The following is a 15,383-nucleotide window of genomic DNA, read 5'->3' as shown; positions in this document are numbered from 1 at the left end:
TCGCCGTTTATCCCGAACATGAGATAAACGGCGATTATTTTATTAATATTGTCTCAACGCCCCGAGCAACTCGGCATTCTCTGTCTTGTTTCCGATGGTGATTCTCAGACAGTTGCCGCAAAGCTGAACCTTATTGCGGTTTCTTACGATGATGCCCTGTGCCACCAGATAATCGTAGATGGCCTGCGCATCAGTAACCTTTACCAGGAAGAAGTTGGCATCCGTAGGATAAACCTTCACGGTGATAGGCAGATCCAGAAAGGCAGCCATCACCTTCGAACGCTCCTGAAGGATGTTCTTCACCCACTCATCCACCTTCAGTGGATTCTTCAAAACCTCAAGTGCCTGCTGCTGGGTAAGCAGATTCACATTATAAGGATACTTCACCTTATTGAATATGTCAATAATATCCTTGCTGGCAAACGCCATACCCAGACGAAGCGCTGCACAACCCCATGCCTTGCTCATCGTATTGAGCACGATGAGATTAGGGAAATGCTTCAGCACACCACGGAAGGTGCGCTCGGAAGAGAAATCGCTATAAGCCTCATCCACAATGACTATACCATCAAAGAGGCGAAGCACCTCTACGATAGCCTCGCGATTGATGTGATTGCCCGTCGGGTTGTTAGGGCTGCAGAACCATACCACCTTGGTATTCTCATCGCAGGCGTCAATGATCTTCTCTGCAGAAATCTGATAGTTCTCATCGAGCAACACAGATCGATACTCCACGTCGTTGACATCAGCACAAACCTCATACATACCGTATGTAGGAGCGATGGCTACCACATTATCCTTGCCAGGACGACAGAATACACGGTAAACCAAGTCAATGGCCTCATCCGAACCATTGCCCAGGAAAATCTGGTCTTCAGCTACCCCCTTGATCTTACTCACCTGTTTTTTCAGTTCCACCTGCAGTGGGTCAGGGTATCGGTTATAAGGGTCGTTATAGGGATTCTCGTTGGCATCGAGGAAGACGCGGGCATTTCTGCCAGCGAATTCCGTGCGAGCGCAACTGTAAGGTGCCAAGTTCCAGATGTTTTCTCGGCACAAGTCTTTTAAATCTTTCATACCTTACTTTTATTTTAGACTTTTTACTCTCAATCTCATGGCGTTGGCATGTGCCTCCAACTGCTCGTTCTCCGCCATCGTCACCACAGCATCACCTATGTTACGAATACCTTCTTCCGTGAGATGCTGGAAGGTGATCTTGCGGTTGTAACTGTCGAGGTTCACGCCATTGTAAGCCAGTGCATAGCCATGGGTTGGCAGGGTATGATTGGTACCGCTGGCATAGTCGCCGGCACTCTCACATGCATAGTTGCCCAGGAATACGCTGCCCGCATTCACCACTTTCTCGGCAAGCTGCTCATAATCAGCAGTTGCAATGATGAGATGCTCAGGGGCATAGGTATTGCAGAGATCGATGGCTTCCTCTTCGTCCTTCACAAGGATGAACTTGGAATTGTCCAATGAGGTCTGCGCCATCTCCTTACGTGGCAACTGCTCCAACTGCACTTCCACTTCCTTCTTCACATCTTCCAAAACCTTTTCGGAGGTAGTGATGAAGAAAACCTGTGAGTCAAAGCCGTGCTCAGCCTGCGATAAGAGGTCGGCAGCAGCAAAGACAGGGTTGGCTGTTTCATCAGCGATGAGACAAACCTCCGAAGGTCCTGCCGGCATATCGATAGCCACATCGTGGAGAGAAACCTGCTGCTTGGCAGCCATCACAAACTGGTTGCCCGGACCGAAGATCTTATATACCTTAGGCACACTTTCTGTTCCGTATGCCATCGCACCGATGGCCTGCACGCCGCCAGCCTTGAAAATCTTGCTTACGCCAGCAATCTTTGCCGCCATCAGGATAGCTGGATTCACCTTACCCTCCTTGTTAGGAGGCGTGCAGAGAACAATCTCCTTGCAACCGGCAATCTTGGCAGGAGTGGCGAGCATCAATACGGTGCTAAACAAAGGTGCAGTACCACCAGGGATATACAATCCCACCTTCTCTATCGCCACGCTCTTCTGCCAGCAGGTGACACCAGCACAGGTTTCCACCTTCTTACCCTCAAACTTCTGGCTCTGATGGAATGCGGCAATGTTATGATGGGCGAGGTGCAAAGCGTCTTTCAGTTCTTGAGAAACCAGTTGCTCAGCCTCTTCGATTTCAGCCTCAGTCACAGCCAAAGAATCGAGATGGGCATGATCAAACTTCTCCTCGTAACGCTTCACGGCTTCATCGCCATGGTTCTTCACATCGTCGAGTACACCTTGTACGGTCGCATTCAACTGCGATACATCCAGGTGTGGGCGTTCTACAATCTCGCTCCATTCCTCCTTTGCAGGATACTTTATTACCTTCATTCCTTATTATACTTTGAAATTTATTAATACATTGAACTTTGCAAACAGTTCAATGTTACAATATCATCTTCTCGATTGGTGTCACCAGGATGCCCTGTGCACCGAGTTCCTTCAACTTACCGATGATTTCCCAGAAGCGCTTCTCATCGAGAACGGTGTGGATAGAGCACCACTCCTCGTCTGCCAATGGGATGATGGTAGGGCTCTTGATACCTGGCAATACCTGGGTAATCTCCTCGACCTTTGCCTTAGGGGCATTCATCATCACGTACTTCTTGTCCTGTGCAGAGCGTACAGCCTCGAAGCGGAACAGCATCTCGTTGAGAATCTGATGCTTCTCATCATCCATTTTCCAGTTGCCGATGAGCAGAGCCTCGCTCTTCATCACCACCTCAACCTCGGCGAGATTGTTGCTTACCAGTGTAGAACCAGAGCTGACAATATCAAAGATACCATCTGCCAGACCGATACCCGGGCTAATCTCCACAGAACCAGTGATGACGTGAATGTCGGCATTGATATTGTTCTTCTTCATGAAGTTGCGCAGGATGTTAGGATAAGAAGTAGCAATCTTCTTGCCATTAAACCACTGCAATCCTGGATAATCAATCTTCTTAGGGATGGCAAGACTCAAGCGGCACTTGCTGAAACCCAATCGGTCGATAATCTGTGCGTTTTCACCACGCTCTACAAATTCATTCTCACCCACGATACCGATGTCGGCAACGCCAGAGGCTACGCTCTGAGGAATATCGTCATCGCGGAGATAGAGCACCTCCAGAGGGAAATTACTTGCCTGCACCAGAAGAGTGCGCTTTGAGGCGCTTACCTTGATGTCCGCCTCTGCTAAAAGATTCATTGTGTCGTCGAACAGACGACCTTTACTTTGTACTGCTATTCGTAACATATTTCTGTATTTTGTTTGAAAAACATTGCAAAAGTACATAAAATTGTTAGAATATGCAAATAATTTCGCACTTATATGCTTTTTTTTTGTACTTTTGCAGTCGCAATGAGAAAAAAAATATATTTATACACATTATATTCGCTGTTTTTGCTTGCCAGTTGCGCTGACAAGAAACCGCAACAGGAACTCACTCCCTGGGGAACTCCCGTGGGTGAAGTGGAAGATATGGACGGTTCTGATGAAGAGGGAACTGACGAAAACGCAGCAGATGGCGATGCTGGCGCTCAGGCTCAGCAACGGGGTTTGTCGCTGTCGGATATCCAGGACAATGGCGAGCTGATCATGCTTACTGTGAATGGTCCTACCACCTATTATGATTACCACAACCACGGAATGGGTCTGCAGTACCTGCTCTGCGAGAAGTTTGCCCAGCAGATTGGTGTGTCGCTGAGAGTGGAGGAATGCAAGGATACTACCGAGATGATTCAGAAGCTCCAGAAGGGAGAAGGCGACATCATCGCCGTTCCCCTGCCCCGTCATATATTAAAAGGTGAAAAGTCATCGGCAGGAAAGAACAAAACGGCTGCAAAATCGGTTTCCGGAGATAGCAAGACTATCAATCTACTTTTCTGCGGCGTAACGCCTGATAAAGGCAAGACGCAGTGGGCGGTAGTTGGCGGCAACAAGAGTCTCGCCGATACACTGAACGGATGGTTCAAGCCAAAACTGATAGCCGAGGTGAAAAAGGAAGAGTCCTTCCTGCTCTCTACGGCAAGCATCCGCCGACATGTCTATTCTCCTTTCCTCAACCGTTCCAAGGGAGTCATCTCCCGCTACGACCATCTCTTTATGAGATACAGCGGAACGGCACGTATGGACTGGCGCCTGATGGCTGCACAGTGTTACCAAGAGAGTTGCTTCGACCCGAATGCCAAATCATGGGCTGGCGCCTGCGGACTGATGCAGATCATGCCATCTACCGCTGCCCACCTGGGATTACCGATGAGTGCCATCCACGATGCAGAGGCGAATGTGGCAGCAGCAGCCAGATACATGGCAGAACTCCAGGGACATTTCTCGGATGTAGGCGATCCGGCACAGCGTGCGCTCTTCGCCCTGGCTGCCTATAATGGCGGTTTTCACCATATCCGTGATGCAATGGCACTGACCAGGAAACATGGTGGCAACCCACAGAACTGGGGACATGTAAGAGAATACGTGCTGCGCCTTACCCAACCCGCCTATTATGGAGACCCTGTGGTGAAATATGGTTATATGCGAGGTACAGAGACGGCAGATTATGTAGATAGAATCCGTGCCCGCTGGAGCGAGTACTGCGGTGGAGCCAGCTTCCACGAGAGCTATCGGGGCGGCAGCCGTGGACCAGGCATCGGAAGAGGCACCGACTCCTTCAATGGAGCACCGGTAAAATCAAAGAGAAACTATCAAAGGAAATACCATATATAATGATAAAGGCTTCTGCGAATCCGCAGAAGCCTTTATCATTATTTCAAAACTTCATCGAGCAAGGTGTAGAATGCAGGATCCTCACCCACAATGGTCTTCACAATCTTGCCGTCAGGACCGATGACAATCTTAGTTGGGAAGCCCTGAACAGCATACTTGTCGAGCACATCGCTACCCTTTGGATTATAAACATGAATCCATGGCAACTGATGCTTCTCAACGGCAGCCTTCCACTTTGCCTCGGTATCATTGCAGTCAACACCCAGAATCTCGAACTTACCCTTGTACTTCTCGTAGTACTCCTTCATCTTAGGCATACCCTTGATACACCAGATACACCAGGAACCCCAGAAGTCGATGACAACATACTTGCCACGAAGGCTGGAAAGAGAGAATGGCTTGCCGTTGATATCATTCAAGGTGAAATCAGGAGCCTCTACACCGGAAGCCTGAACCACTTTAGCCTTCTCCTCCATCTCTGCGCGCTTCTTGGCACGTTCGAATATTGGCTCATAGTATGCCTTCATTCTACCATTCTTGACGTTATCTGCCATCAGACTGATCAAAGTCTCCTTATCCTTGACATCGTCCAGCTCGTCGATGAGAAGAGCGATACATTCCTGATCAGAATGCTGCTTGGCATAAGCAAGAAGGTCGGCAGCATACTTCTTCTGCAAAGGTTCCATACGCTCATCTACAACTTTTTCGATAGAATCGCGGTTGCTGTCATTCACATTGTCAGAATACCATTTCCAGAGCGCTTTGATATCCTTGTAAGCCTGACCCTTATACTCATTCATCAAATCCTGCTCCTGATAGAATTTACCTCCCTTGATATCGACACCCCCAGTGAAGTTACCCTTCATCTCAATAGTCTCACTCGGAATAGCAAAGACAGGGATTGCACTAAATGCTCCACTCTTGATGACCTTCTGGTCACAGAGATAAACCCATTGAGGCTTATCAAAGTTCTTGGAGAACTCAAACTTCTTTTTCTTAACATCAATGTTTTCCGTCTTTCTTCCAATCATAGCTACCAGAGAATCCGGCAACCCCTCTACGTTACCCTTGATCTGAAAGGTTCCGCTCTGAGCCATCGCTGCTGCAGATGCCAGCATCATAGCAGCTGTAAAAATCATTTTCTTCATTTGTTTTATGTTTTATCTTTTATATTTCCACATTAACTTTTACCCATACCTTAATTATATAAGGCATTCTTTATTCCTCATACTCCGTAGTATCTTCGATACCTGCCTCAGCCAGGGCTTCCTTGCGCTCCACGCAGGTACCGCACTTTCCGCAGTGCTTCTCACCACCCTTGTAGCAGCTCCAGGTCTCGGCATAGTCAATACCGAGTTTCTTGCCGATGGCTGCAATCTCACCCTTGGTGATGTTGGTATAAGGAGCCACCACGCGAACATCTACGAAGGTGCCAGCCTCGGCAGCCTCATCGATTGCCTTGATAAATTCAGGGCGACAGTCCGGATAGATAGTGTGGTCGCCGCCGTGATTGGCGATGAGCACCTTCTTCAGATTGTTGCTCTCAGCGATACCGATGGCGATACTCAGCATGATACCATTACGGAAAGGCACCACGGTAGATTTCATATTGTCATCGGCATAATGTCCCTCAGGGATGGCATCGGCACCTTCCAGGAGAGAGCTCTTGAAATACTGATGCATGAATCCCAGATCAATGTTGATATGCTTGATGCCCAGTCGCTCGCAGTGCATCTTGGCGAAAGGGATCTCCCGCTCGTTGTGATTGCTTCCATAGTTGAAACTGATACCCAGGGCTATCTCGTCCTTCTTGTCATAGAGCAGGGTAATACTATCCATACCGCCGCTCACAATAATTACTGAATCCTTCATTTATTTTGAACTTTTTATTTTAAAGTCAGATTATACAATATTCATAAAGTCAGATTGTACACAAAAATCTGCGGAATCCGTGAAATCTGCGTGAGATCTTCACCCGAACAGGCAGCGGAACGCCTCTTCCACCTTCCTTACGGGATGAATCTCTATCTGATACTTCTTATGGTCGAAACCATGATAATTATATTTCGGAATGATGATATGCTGGAAACCGAGCTTCTCTGCCTCAGCGACGCGCTGCTCGATACGGCTCACCGGACGAACCTCGCCACTGAGTCCTACCTCGCCACACATACACCAGCCCTGCTCTATCGCTGTATCCACATTGCTGCTCAATACCGCAGCCAGTACACTCAGGTCCATCGCAGGGTCCGTCACTCGCAAGCCTCCCGCAATGTTCAGGAACACATCTTTCGCCATCAACTTGAAGCCCACTCGCTTCTCCATCACTGCAAGGAGCATATTCAGTCTTCGCTGGTCGAAACCCGTTGCCGAGCGCTGGGGAGTTCCGTATGCCGCCGTGCTCACCAGAGCCTGCGTTTCCACCAGGAACGGGCGCACACCCTCAATGGCAGCACTGATGGCAACACCCGACAATCCGTCATGGTCTTCCGTAAGGAGCAGTTCCGACGGATTGCTCACCTGTCTCAATCCTCCCTGCAGCATCTCGTAGATGCCGAGTTCCGAAGTGCTTCCGAATCGGTTCTTGATGCTTCGCAGGATGCGGTACATATAATGTTGATCACCCTCAAACTGGATGACGGTATCCACAATATGCTCCAGAATCTTCGGACCAGCCAGGGTTCCCTCCTTATTAATATGTCCGATCAGGATAACAGGGATACCGCTGGTCTTGGCAAATCTCAGGAGCGATGCTGCGCATTCACGCACCTGGGATACAGAACCAGGAGAACTATCCACACTCTCTGTAGCAATTGTTTGGATAGAATCGATAACTATCAGTTCTGGAGCCACTTGCTGAATATGGGAAAAGATTTTCTCTAACTGTGTTTCACAGAGAATCATAATATGATCGAAGGCATTCTCCGGTGGAATTCCATCTGCCGAAGCAGCATCTCCAGTTGAACCATTCTTCAGCATAGCCTGTCCCTTCGCCAGTCTGTCAGCTCTCAGCTTAATCTGATGGGCACTCTCCTCACCGCTCACATACAGCACCCTTCTATGTTTCATATTCAGAATAGTCTGCAGCGTAAGGGTACTCTTTCCGATGCCCGGTTCACCGCCCAGCAGGGTGATGCTTCCCGGCACCATACCGCCACCCAGTACGCGGTTCAGCTCCTCGTCCATCATATCGATACGCGGCTCATCCACTGCCGAAATATCCTTCAGATTCATCGGCTTGGCATCCGCGTCGGAGTGTTGCCCACCAAACATGGTAGCAGCCCCGCCATGCCTCATGGTCATGCCAGCGCTTTTAGCCGCCTGCGATCCCGAATCAGCCGCAATGCGAATCTCCTTAAAAGTATTCCATTGTCCGCAGCTAGGGCATTTACCCATCCACTTGGCACTTTCCTGCCCGCAGTTGCTGCAAACGTATGCTATCTTATCTTTTGCCATAACGATTGAATTTGTCGGCAAAGGTACAGTTTTTTTTCTTTAAACACTAAAAAAGTAACCATTTTTACATTTTATAACCATCGTTTTGCAAAGTAGATATGGCAAAAAAGCTTATCTACCACAAAAAATCTTTAAATCGTAGCAGAAAGATTTGGTAGTACCGATTATTTTTGTTACTTTTGCCTACGGAAAGAGTTTGTTACGACCCGACACCACTCCTATTTTTATATAGTATGCACATAGGAGCCTGATAAGCTCACTAGTCGTAGGGCAAAGGTCGTTTCAGCAGTAAACAGGGTTAATAACATAATACTAATATAAAAATTTAGGTAAAATGAAAATTGAGAATTTTAACTTTGCTGGTCACAAGGCAATCGTACGCGTTGATTTCAACGTGCCATTGGATGAGAATGGTAATGTAACAGACGACACTCGTATCCGCGGTGCCCTCCCTACTTTGAAGAAGGTACTCGCAGACGGTGGTGCGCTCATCATGATGAGCCACATGGGTAAGCCAAAGGGCAAGGTTAAGCCAGAACTTTCACTCTCTCAGATTGTTAAGAACGTATCAGACGCTCTCGGTGTAGAGGTTAAGTTTGCTAAGGACTGCGGTAACGCTGATGCTGAGGCTGCTGCTTTGAAGCCAGGTGAGGCTCTCTTGCTCGAGAACCTTCGTTTCTATCCTGAAGAGGAAGGTAAGCCAGTAGGTGTAGAGAAGGGTACTCCTGAGTTCGACGCTGCTAAGGCTGAGATGAAGGAGCGTCAGAAGAAGTTCGCTGCTAAGTTGGCTTCTTACGCTGACGTATATGTAATGGACGCATTCGGTACAGCTCACCGCAAGCACGCTTCTACAGCTGTCATCGCAGATTCTTTCGACAAGGATCACAAGATGCTCGGTTTCCTGATGGAGAAAGAGGTAAAGGCTGTTGACGCAGTTCTCGGCAACATCAAGCGCCCATTCACAGCTATCATGGGTGGTTCTAAGGTTTCTACCAAGATCGGTATCATCGAGAACTTGTTGACTAAGGTTGACAACCTGATTCTCTGCGGTGGTATGACTTATACATTCTCTAAGGCTCTCGGTGGCAAGATCGGTATGTCTATCTGCGAGGATGACAAGCTCGATGTAGCTCTCGACGTAATCAAGAAGGCTAAGGAGAACGGTGTAAACCTCGTACTCGGCACAGACTCTATCTGCGGTGACGACTTCAAGAACGACTGCAATACCCAGGTTTGCCCATCTAACAACATCCCTGACGGCTGGGAGGGTATGGACGCAGGTCCTGAGACTCGCAAGGCTTTCGCTGCAGCTATCAAGGGTGCTAAGACAATCCTCTGGAACGGTCCTGCAGGTGTATTCGAGTTCGACAACTTCGCTGGTGGTTCTAAGGCTATCGCTGACGCAATCGCTGAGGCTACTAAGGAAGGTGCATTCTCACTCATCGGTGGTGGCGACTCTGTAGCTTGCATCAACAAGTTCGGTTTGGCTGATCAGGTATCTTATATCTCTACAGGTGGTGGTGCTCTCCTCGAGGCTATCGAGGGCAAGGTATTGCCAGGTGTAGCAGCTATTGAGAAGTAATCAATAGGTTTCTATATAAATTGAGTTCGGGGGCATCCCATCCGTGGATGTCCTCGAATTTTTCAATATAAGATACCCTGCCTTAATAATCACGATACAGTATTCCCTTTATTCAATATATTATTAAAACCGAAAATTTAAAAGAAATTAATGGATTGGATTATTAATCTTTTCACCAACACAGAGTCGGTGGCTCACATCGCCCTACTCTACGCAATCGTGATTGCGGTTGGTGTGTATCTGGGAAAGATCAAGATCGGTGGCATCTCGCTGGGTGTTACCTTCGTGCTCTTCGCAGGTATCCTGGCCGGCCACGTGGGCTTCACGGGCCCTAAGGAAATCCTTACCTTCGTGCAAGACTTCGGATTGATACTCTTTGTCTTCATGATTGGTATGCAGGTGGGTCCTGGCTTCTTCGAAAGTTTCAAGAAAGGTGGTGTGACGCTGAACTTGCTTTCTGCTACAGCTATCCTGCTCAACATCCTCGTGATGTTCGGATGCTATTACCTCTTCTTCGACACTAGCAACCCACAGAACCTGCCTATGATGGTGGGTACCCTCTATGGTGCGGTTACCAACACCCCAGGTCTTGGTGCTGCCAACGAGGCATTGCTCAGTGTTTTCCCTAACGGTGCTCCTAGCATCGCCAACGGTTATGCCTGTGCCTATCCTCTGGGTGTGGTTGGTATCATTGGTGCTACCATCCTCATCAAATACATCACCCGCGTGGATATGGCTGCAGAAGAAGAGCAGCTCAACGAGGAGGAGGCTGCCAACCCTCATGCAAAACCTCACAATATGCACCTGCGCGTGGAGAATGCCTACATCGCAGGTAGAACACTGAGAGAGGTTTCAGAGTTCTTGAACCGAGACATCGTCTGCTCAAGACTCCTCCACAACGGAGAGGTGAGCATCCCTAACAGCAAGACAACCTTCGAGGTAGGCGACGAGCTGCTCGTGGTTTGTGCTGAGGCTGATGCAGAAGCCATCAAGGCTTTCATCGGTCCTGAGATTGATGCAGAGTGGGACCGCGAGAAGGATGAGGTTCAACATTTCGTATCCAGAAGAATCATCGTTACCCGTCCTGAGATGAACGGCAAGACCCTTGGCAAGATGCACTTCTCCAGTGTATATGGTGTGAACGTGACCCGTATTTCCCGTCAGGGTATGGATCTCTTCGCAGGCCGTAACCACCACTTCCACGTGGGCGACCGCGTGATGGTAGTAGGTCCTGAGGAGAATGTAAACCGTGTGGCTGAAATCATGGGTAACTCTGTAAAGCGCCTCGATGCGCCTAACATCGCTACCATCTTCATCGGTATCATGGTAGGTATCATCTTCGGTTCTCTCCCATTCGCTATCCCTGGCATGCCAGTGCCTCTGAAGCTGGGTATCGCCGGTGGTCCGCTCATCATCGCCATCCTCATCGGCCGTTTCGGTTATCGCATGAAGCTGGTTACCTACACCACTACCTCCGCCAACATGATGCTGCGAGAGATAGGACTGGTACTCTTCCTGGCGAGTGTGGGAATCAAGGCGGGTGCCGGATTCTGGGACACAGTGGTTCAGGGCGACGGATTGAAATATGTGGGATGCGGTTTCCTCATCACCATCATTCCTATCCTCATCGTGGGTACCATCGCCAGATTGAAGTTCAAGTTCAATTACTTCACCATCATGGGTATGCTTGCCGGTACTTATACCGACCCTCCTGCCCTAGCTTATGCCAACGCATCATGCTCTAAGGAGGCTCCAGCCGTAGGTTACTCTACTGTATATCCATTGAGTATGTTCCTCCGTATCTTTACAGCCCAGATCGTGGTGCTGTTCTTCTGCGGAGCCTAAACGCTTACAAAAGTTAACAAAACAACTAGTAATAGTTATAAATTATAAAAGAGGTGCACAAAGATAAAAAATTGTGCACCTTTTTTGTTGCCTTTTCACAAATTATTCGTAACTTTGACGCATTAAAACAACAGACAAGAAAACCTAATGTGATTTTCTTAAAAATGAAAACTTCTAAAACGTTGATATGCGTATGAAGAAATTGGGATTTTTGATAACCATGCTAGTCATCGCATCCTTGTCCGCTTGGAGCCAGGGAGCCAAGAGCATCCGTATTACGGAGGTGATGACCCACAACCGTACCAACCTCGTAGATGAGTACGGTCAGCACAAACCATGGGTGGAATTGAGCAATTCCTCCTTTACCACGTATAACGTACGTGGTATGTTCCTAACCACCGACCGACGGGTTCTCAACAAGAATCTTTCGCCCGAAGCACGCCGACAACTGATGTGCCCCTTGCCGAACAACGAGCCCCGAACCACACTGGGCGGCAAGAAAAGCATCGTCATCTTCGACAGCAGCTCCTGGTACAAAGACGGCTGGAACGGACAGCTTTGGAAGGCAAAGGATTCTTCCAACACAGGTCCTTTCCACCTCAATCTGATTCTACAGGAAAAGAAGCCCAACTGGATAGCCCTCTATGACGGAAATGCCGTGGACTTGATAGACTCCGTAAGCGTGCCTGTATTGGCTGCCGACGAAAGCTATGAATTGAGACAGGATTTCAAGACATGGGAGAAAGCCATAGCTGGAGCCATCACCCCGGGCTATCTGCCACAACACATAGGTCTGAGCAAGGCACAGCTTCTGAAGAAGCAGGATCCATACGGCATCGGCATCTCCGTGCTTTCAATGGGCATCGTATTCTCATGTCTCGCCCTCCTCTTCGTCGTATTCTGGGCATTCGGAGCCTACATGAAACACAAGCAGCGCATCGCCCGTGCCACCGAGAAGCATGCCACCTTATTATATAAGACCGGCAAGAAGACCATTGAGGTAACGCAAGACCTGAGTCATAAGACCAATATCCTGCTGAAGGATGGTCTGGAGACCAAGGGTATCGACAAGGAGATTTACATGGCCGTGATTTCACTTGCCCTCAGGGAATACCTGGAGGATGTACATGATGTGGAATCAGGCATCATCACCATCAAGCCTAAACAGACAAGATGGAATGCTCCGAAATTCAATAATATCAATAATTCTAAATAACAGAAACTATGGCTAAGTATCAATATACAGTGAAAGGAGTCGATTACGAAGTCGAGATCCAGGATATAGAAGGCAACATCGCCAACGTAACCGTGAATGGCATCCCATTCGAAGTGGAAATGAAGCAGCCTGTGAAGGCTAGCAAGCAGAAAGTGAAGTTGGGAGGAGAACAAACTGTAAAAAGCGAGAATAACAACAGTTCTTCCACTTCTACAGCAAATGCTACAGCTGCGCCAACCGCCAAACCGACTGCAGCAGCTGCCGGCAAGCCAGTGGTAGCCCCTCTGCCTGGCACCATCAACGAAATCAAGGTGAAGGTGGGTGACAAGGTTAACGCAGGCGATACCGTCGTGATTCTCGAAGCCATGAAGATGCAGAACAACATCGAGGCAGAGACTTCCGGAACCATCACCAGCATCAACGTGAATAAAGGCGATGCCGTGATGGAAGGAGACACGTTAGTAACCATTAAATAGATAGCTTATGGATTTCATCATACAAAACTTCAATGAGTTCCTGACCTATACGGGCTTTGCAAACGCCACGGCAGGAAACCTCGCCATGATCGTGATAGGAGTTATCTGCATCTGGCTTGCCATCAAGAAGGATTTCGAACCACTTCTCCTGGTGCCCATCGGACTGGGCATCATCCTGGGCAACATCCCCTTCCGTGCTGATGCCGGACTCGAAATAGGCCTATACGAAGATAATTCCGTTCTGAACATCTTCTATCAGGGAGTAAGACAGGGATGGTATCCCCCACTTGTCTTCCTGGGCATCGGAGCGATGACCGACTTCTCGGCATTGATTTCCAATCCGAAGCTGATTCTGATAGGAGCCGCCGCACAGTTTGGCATCTTCGGTGCCTATATGATAGCCCTGGCTCTGGGGTTCGAACCGAACCAGGCAGCCGGTATTGCCATCATAGGTGGTGCCGACGGACCTACCGCCATCTTCCTGAGCAGTAAGTTAAGTCCTAACCTGATGGGAGCCATCGCCGTTTGTGCCTACTCCTATATGGCATTGGTGCCAGTAATCCAGCCCCCATTGATGCGTCTGCTCACCACCAAGGAAGAGCGCATCATCAAGATGAAGCCAGCACGTCAGGTATCACAGACAGAGAAGATTCTCTTCCCTATCGTCGGTTTGCTGCTCACCACCTTCATCGTACCATCAGGTCTGCCATTGCTCGGTATGCTTTTCTTCGGAAATCTCCTGAAGGAAAGCGGAAAGACGACTAGACTTGCCAAGACAGCAGGCAGCAGCCTGAATGACATCGTGGTAATGCTGCTCGGCTTGACAGTAGGCTGTTCTACCCAGGCATCTGAGTTTCTCACCCTGAACACCATCAAGATCTTCGCCCTCGGTGCCCTGGCATTCATCATCGCTTCAGCCAGCGGTATCCTCTTCGTGAAACTGATGAACCTCTTCCTGCCAAAGGGCAAGAAGCTGAACCCACTGATCGGAAATGCCGGTGTGAGTGCCGTGCCTATGAGTGCCCGCATCAGCAACAACCTCGGTTTGGAGTACGACCGTCACAACTTCCTGCTCATGCACGCCATGGGTCCGAATGTTGCAGGAGTCATCGGTTCCGCCGTAGCCGCCGGCGCCCTGCTGGGATTCTTTAATTGATCAATACGAAAAATGGGAACTTGCTCAAATGCAAGTTCCCATTTTTCATATTTCCTATTTTCTAAAAGAGCACAGTTTCTAAAAAAGCTAGCTCTTCTTGATCGTCATTTTGCCCTCGAGCGAGATGATGATTTCCACCTGATAACTCATACTGCTGTCCGGCATAGCCAAAACCACTCTATAATGAAGTCCATCGGTATCCACCTTTTTCAGTACGATATCACTCAAAATCGCCTGCTTGAGGAACTCATGAGGAACCTGTCCATCGAAATCCTCCTTACGGAAGTCACGGCCGAAAATCCTGCTGGCACCCCGGTAGATGTTCACGTTCACGATGTTGTCGTAATAGACATTATCCACTTCTACGCCATCATCATTGTATGAACTCTTGAAAACCTTATAGGTAGTAGGGTTCACCTGCACATAGAGATGCAATTTCTCGTCGCCTGCATACACCACAGAATCTCTCTTGATAAGCGTATTCTGGTTGAGAACCACCGGCTGATTATGCAGGAACTGCTGCAGATAAGAAGTATCGTCTGTCTTGACGAGTTTCATAATATCGCCATTCAGCACCTTAAACTGGAAGATATGAGCAGCCTGCTTGATAATCGGATATTTGGCCGTATTGGCACCCTTCATCACCAGCGTATCGCCAGCAATATAGAAATATACCGGCTGGCTGGTAGAATCAGGATAGTAGATGGTGTCACCCTTCACGCGAAAGACAACATCATCCTCATCATCGCCATCCAACCAGATACCCTGGAGCATTTTCTTGGCAGCAGTATCCTCCTTTACTCCGGCAGAATCCTTACCCGCAGACTTCTGTCCGCAGCTGGCCATCGCCGCCAGGAGGCTTGCACACAACAATATGTTAATAACTTGTTTCATCTTTTCACGATATC

Annotated in this window: 13 protein-coding genes; 6 read left to right on the top strand and 7 right to left on the bottom strand. The window is 48.6% G+C overall.

The genetic code is table 11. The features are described 5' to 3' along the window. Positions 1 to 42: 42 nt before the first annotated feature. Genes hisC through hisG form a run of 3 tightly spaced genes read right to left on the bottom strand, consistent with a single transcriptional unit; the run spans position 43 to position 3,277 of the window. Positions 43 to 1,077, bottom strand: coding sequence for a histidinol-phosphate transaminase (gene hisC, locus DXD25_RS05150; protein WP_117662078.1), 1,035 nt, complete (start codon positions 1,075 to 1,077; stop codon positions 43 to 45). Positions 1,078 to 1,086: 9 nt separating this feature from the next. Continuing rightward, positions 1,087 to 2,370: a histidinol dehydrogenase gene (gene hisD / locus DXD25_RS05145; protein ID WP_117662077.1), complete on the bottom strand. Its 1,284-nt coding sequence runs from the start codon at positions 2,368 to 2,370 to the stop codon at positions 1,087 to 1,089. Between the two features lie 55 nt (positions 2,371 to 2,425). Further along, a complete protein-coding gene (hisG, locus tag DXD25_RS05140) occupies positions 2,426 to 3,277 on the bottom strand; it encodes an ATP phosphoribosyltransferase (protein ID WP_117662076.1) in 852 nt (283 codons plus the stop codon). A 105-nt stretch (positions 3,278 to 3,382) separates the two neighbouring features. On the opposite strand from hisG, the gene DXD25_RS05135 reads away from it, so the two are divergent. Beyond that, on the top strand, positions 3,383 to 4,744 hold the full coding sequence (locus DXD25_RS05135) for a transglycosylase SLT domain-containing protein (protein ID WP_117662075.1): 1,362 nt from the start codon (positions 3,383 to 3,385) through the stop codon (positions 4,742 to 4,744). A gap of 38 nt (positions 4,745 to 4,782) precedes the next feature. On the opposite strand, the gene DXD25_RS05130 is transcribed toward DXD25_RS05135, so the two are convergent. The 3 genes from DXD25_RS05130 to radA form a co-directional block, all read right to left on the bottom strand. Then, on the bottom strand, positions 4,783 to 5,892 hold the full coding sequence (locus tag DXD25_RS05130) for a TlpA disulfide reductase family protein (RefSeq protein ID WP_117662074.1): 1,110 nt from the start codon (positions 5,890 to 5,892) through the stop codon (positions 4,783 to 4,785). 70 nt (positions 5,893 to 5,962) lie between these two features. Beyond that, positions 5,963 to 6,616, bottom strand: coding sequence for a 7-cyano-7-deazaguanine synthase QueC (queC, locus tag DXD25_RS05125; RefSeq protein WP_117662073.1), 654 nt, complete (start codon positions 6,614 to 6,616; stop codon positions 5,963 to 5,965). 99 nt (positions 6,617 to 6,715) lie between these two features. Beyond that, positions 6,716 to 8,200: a DNA repair protein RadA gene (radA, locus tag DXD25_RS05120; protein ID WP_117662072.1), complete on the bottom strand. Its 1,485-nt coding sequence runs from the start codon at positions 8,198 to 8,200 to the stop codon at positions 6,716 to 6,718. A gap of 334 nt (positions 8,201 to 8,534) precedes the next feature. On the opposite strand from radA, the gene pgk reads away from it, so the two are divergent. The 5 genes from pgk (at position 8,535) to DXD25_RS05095 (ending at position 14,475) form a co-directional block, all read left to right on the top strand. After that, the gene (gene pgk / locus DXD25_RS05115) at positions 8,535 to 9,782 is read left to right on the top strand and encodes a phosphoglycerate kinase (protein WP_089542760.1); all 1,248 of its coding nucleotides are present in this window, start codon (positions 8,535 to 8,537) and stop codon (positions 9,780 to 9,782) included. A 150-nt stretch (positions 9,783 to 9,932) separates the two neighbouring features. Continuing rightward, the gene (locus tag DXD25_RS05110; protein ID WP_089542761.1) at positions 9,933 to 11,627 is read left to right on the top strand and encodes a putative transporter; all 1,695 of its coding nucleotides are present in this window, start codon (positions 9,933 to 9,935) and stop codon (positions 11,625 to 11,627) included. Positions 11,628 to 11,820: 193 nt separating this feature from the next. Next, on the top strand, positions 11,821 to 12,843 hold the full coding sequence (locus DXD25_RS05105) for an OadG family protein (RefSeq protein WP_158556296.1): 1,023 nt from the start codon (positions 11,821 to 11,823) through the stop codon (positions 12,841 to 12,843). An 8-nt stretch (positions 12,844 to 12,851) separates the two neighbouring features. Next, positions 12,852 to 13,319: a biotin/lipoyl-containing protein gene (locus DXD25_RS05100; protein WP_117662070.1), complete on the top strand. Its 468-nt coding sequence runs from the start codon at positions 12,852 to 12,854 to the stop codon at positions 13,317 to 13,319. A gap of 7 nt (positions 13,320 to 13,326) precedes the next feature. Then, complete coding sequence (locus tag DXD25_RS05095) at positions 13,327 to 14,475, top strand: sodium ion-translocating decarboxylase subunit beta (protein WP_117662069.1); 1,149 nt, start codon at positions 13,327 to 13,329, stop codon at positions 14,473 to 14,475. 87 nt (positions 14,476 to 14,562) lie between these two features. Here the strand turns inward: DXD25_RS05095 and DXD25_RS05090 are convergent, their stop codons facing one another. Continuing rightward, the gene (locus DXD25_RS05090) at positions 14,563 to 15,369 is read right to left on the bottom strand and encodes a DUF4738 domain-containing protein (protein ID WP_117662068.1); all 807 of its coding nucleotides are present in this window, start codon (positions 15,367 to 15,369) and stop codon (positions 14,563 to 14,565) included. Positions 15,370 to 15,383: the final 14 nt, after the last annotated feature.

This window comes from Prevotella sp. TF12-30 (assembly GCF_003436715.1).
GTDB classification, from domain to species: domain Bacteria; phylum Bacteroidota; class Bacteroidia; order Bacteroidales; family Bacteroidaceae; genus Prevotella; species Prevotella copri_A.
This window is presented reverse-complemented; position numbering and strand designations above follow the sequence as displayed.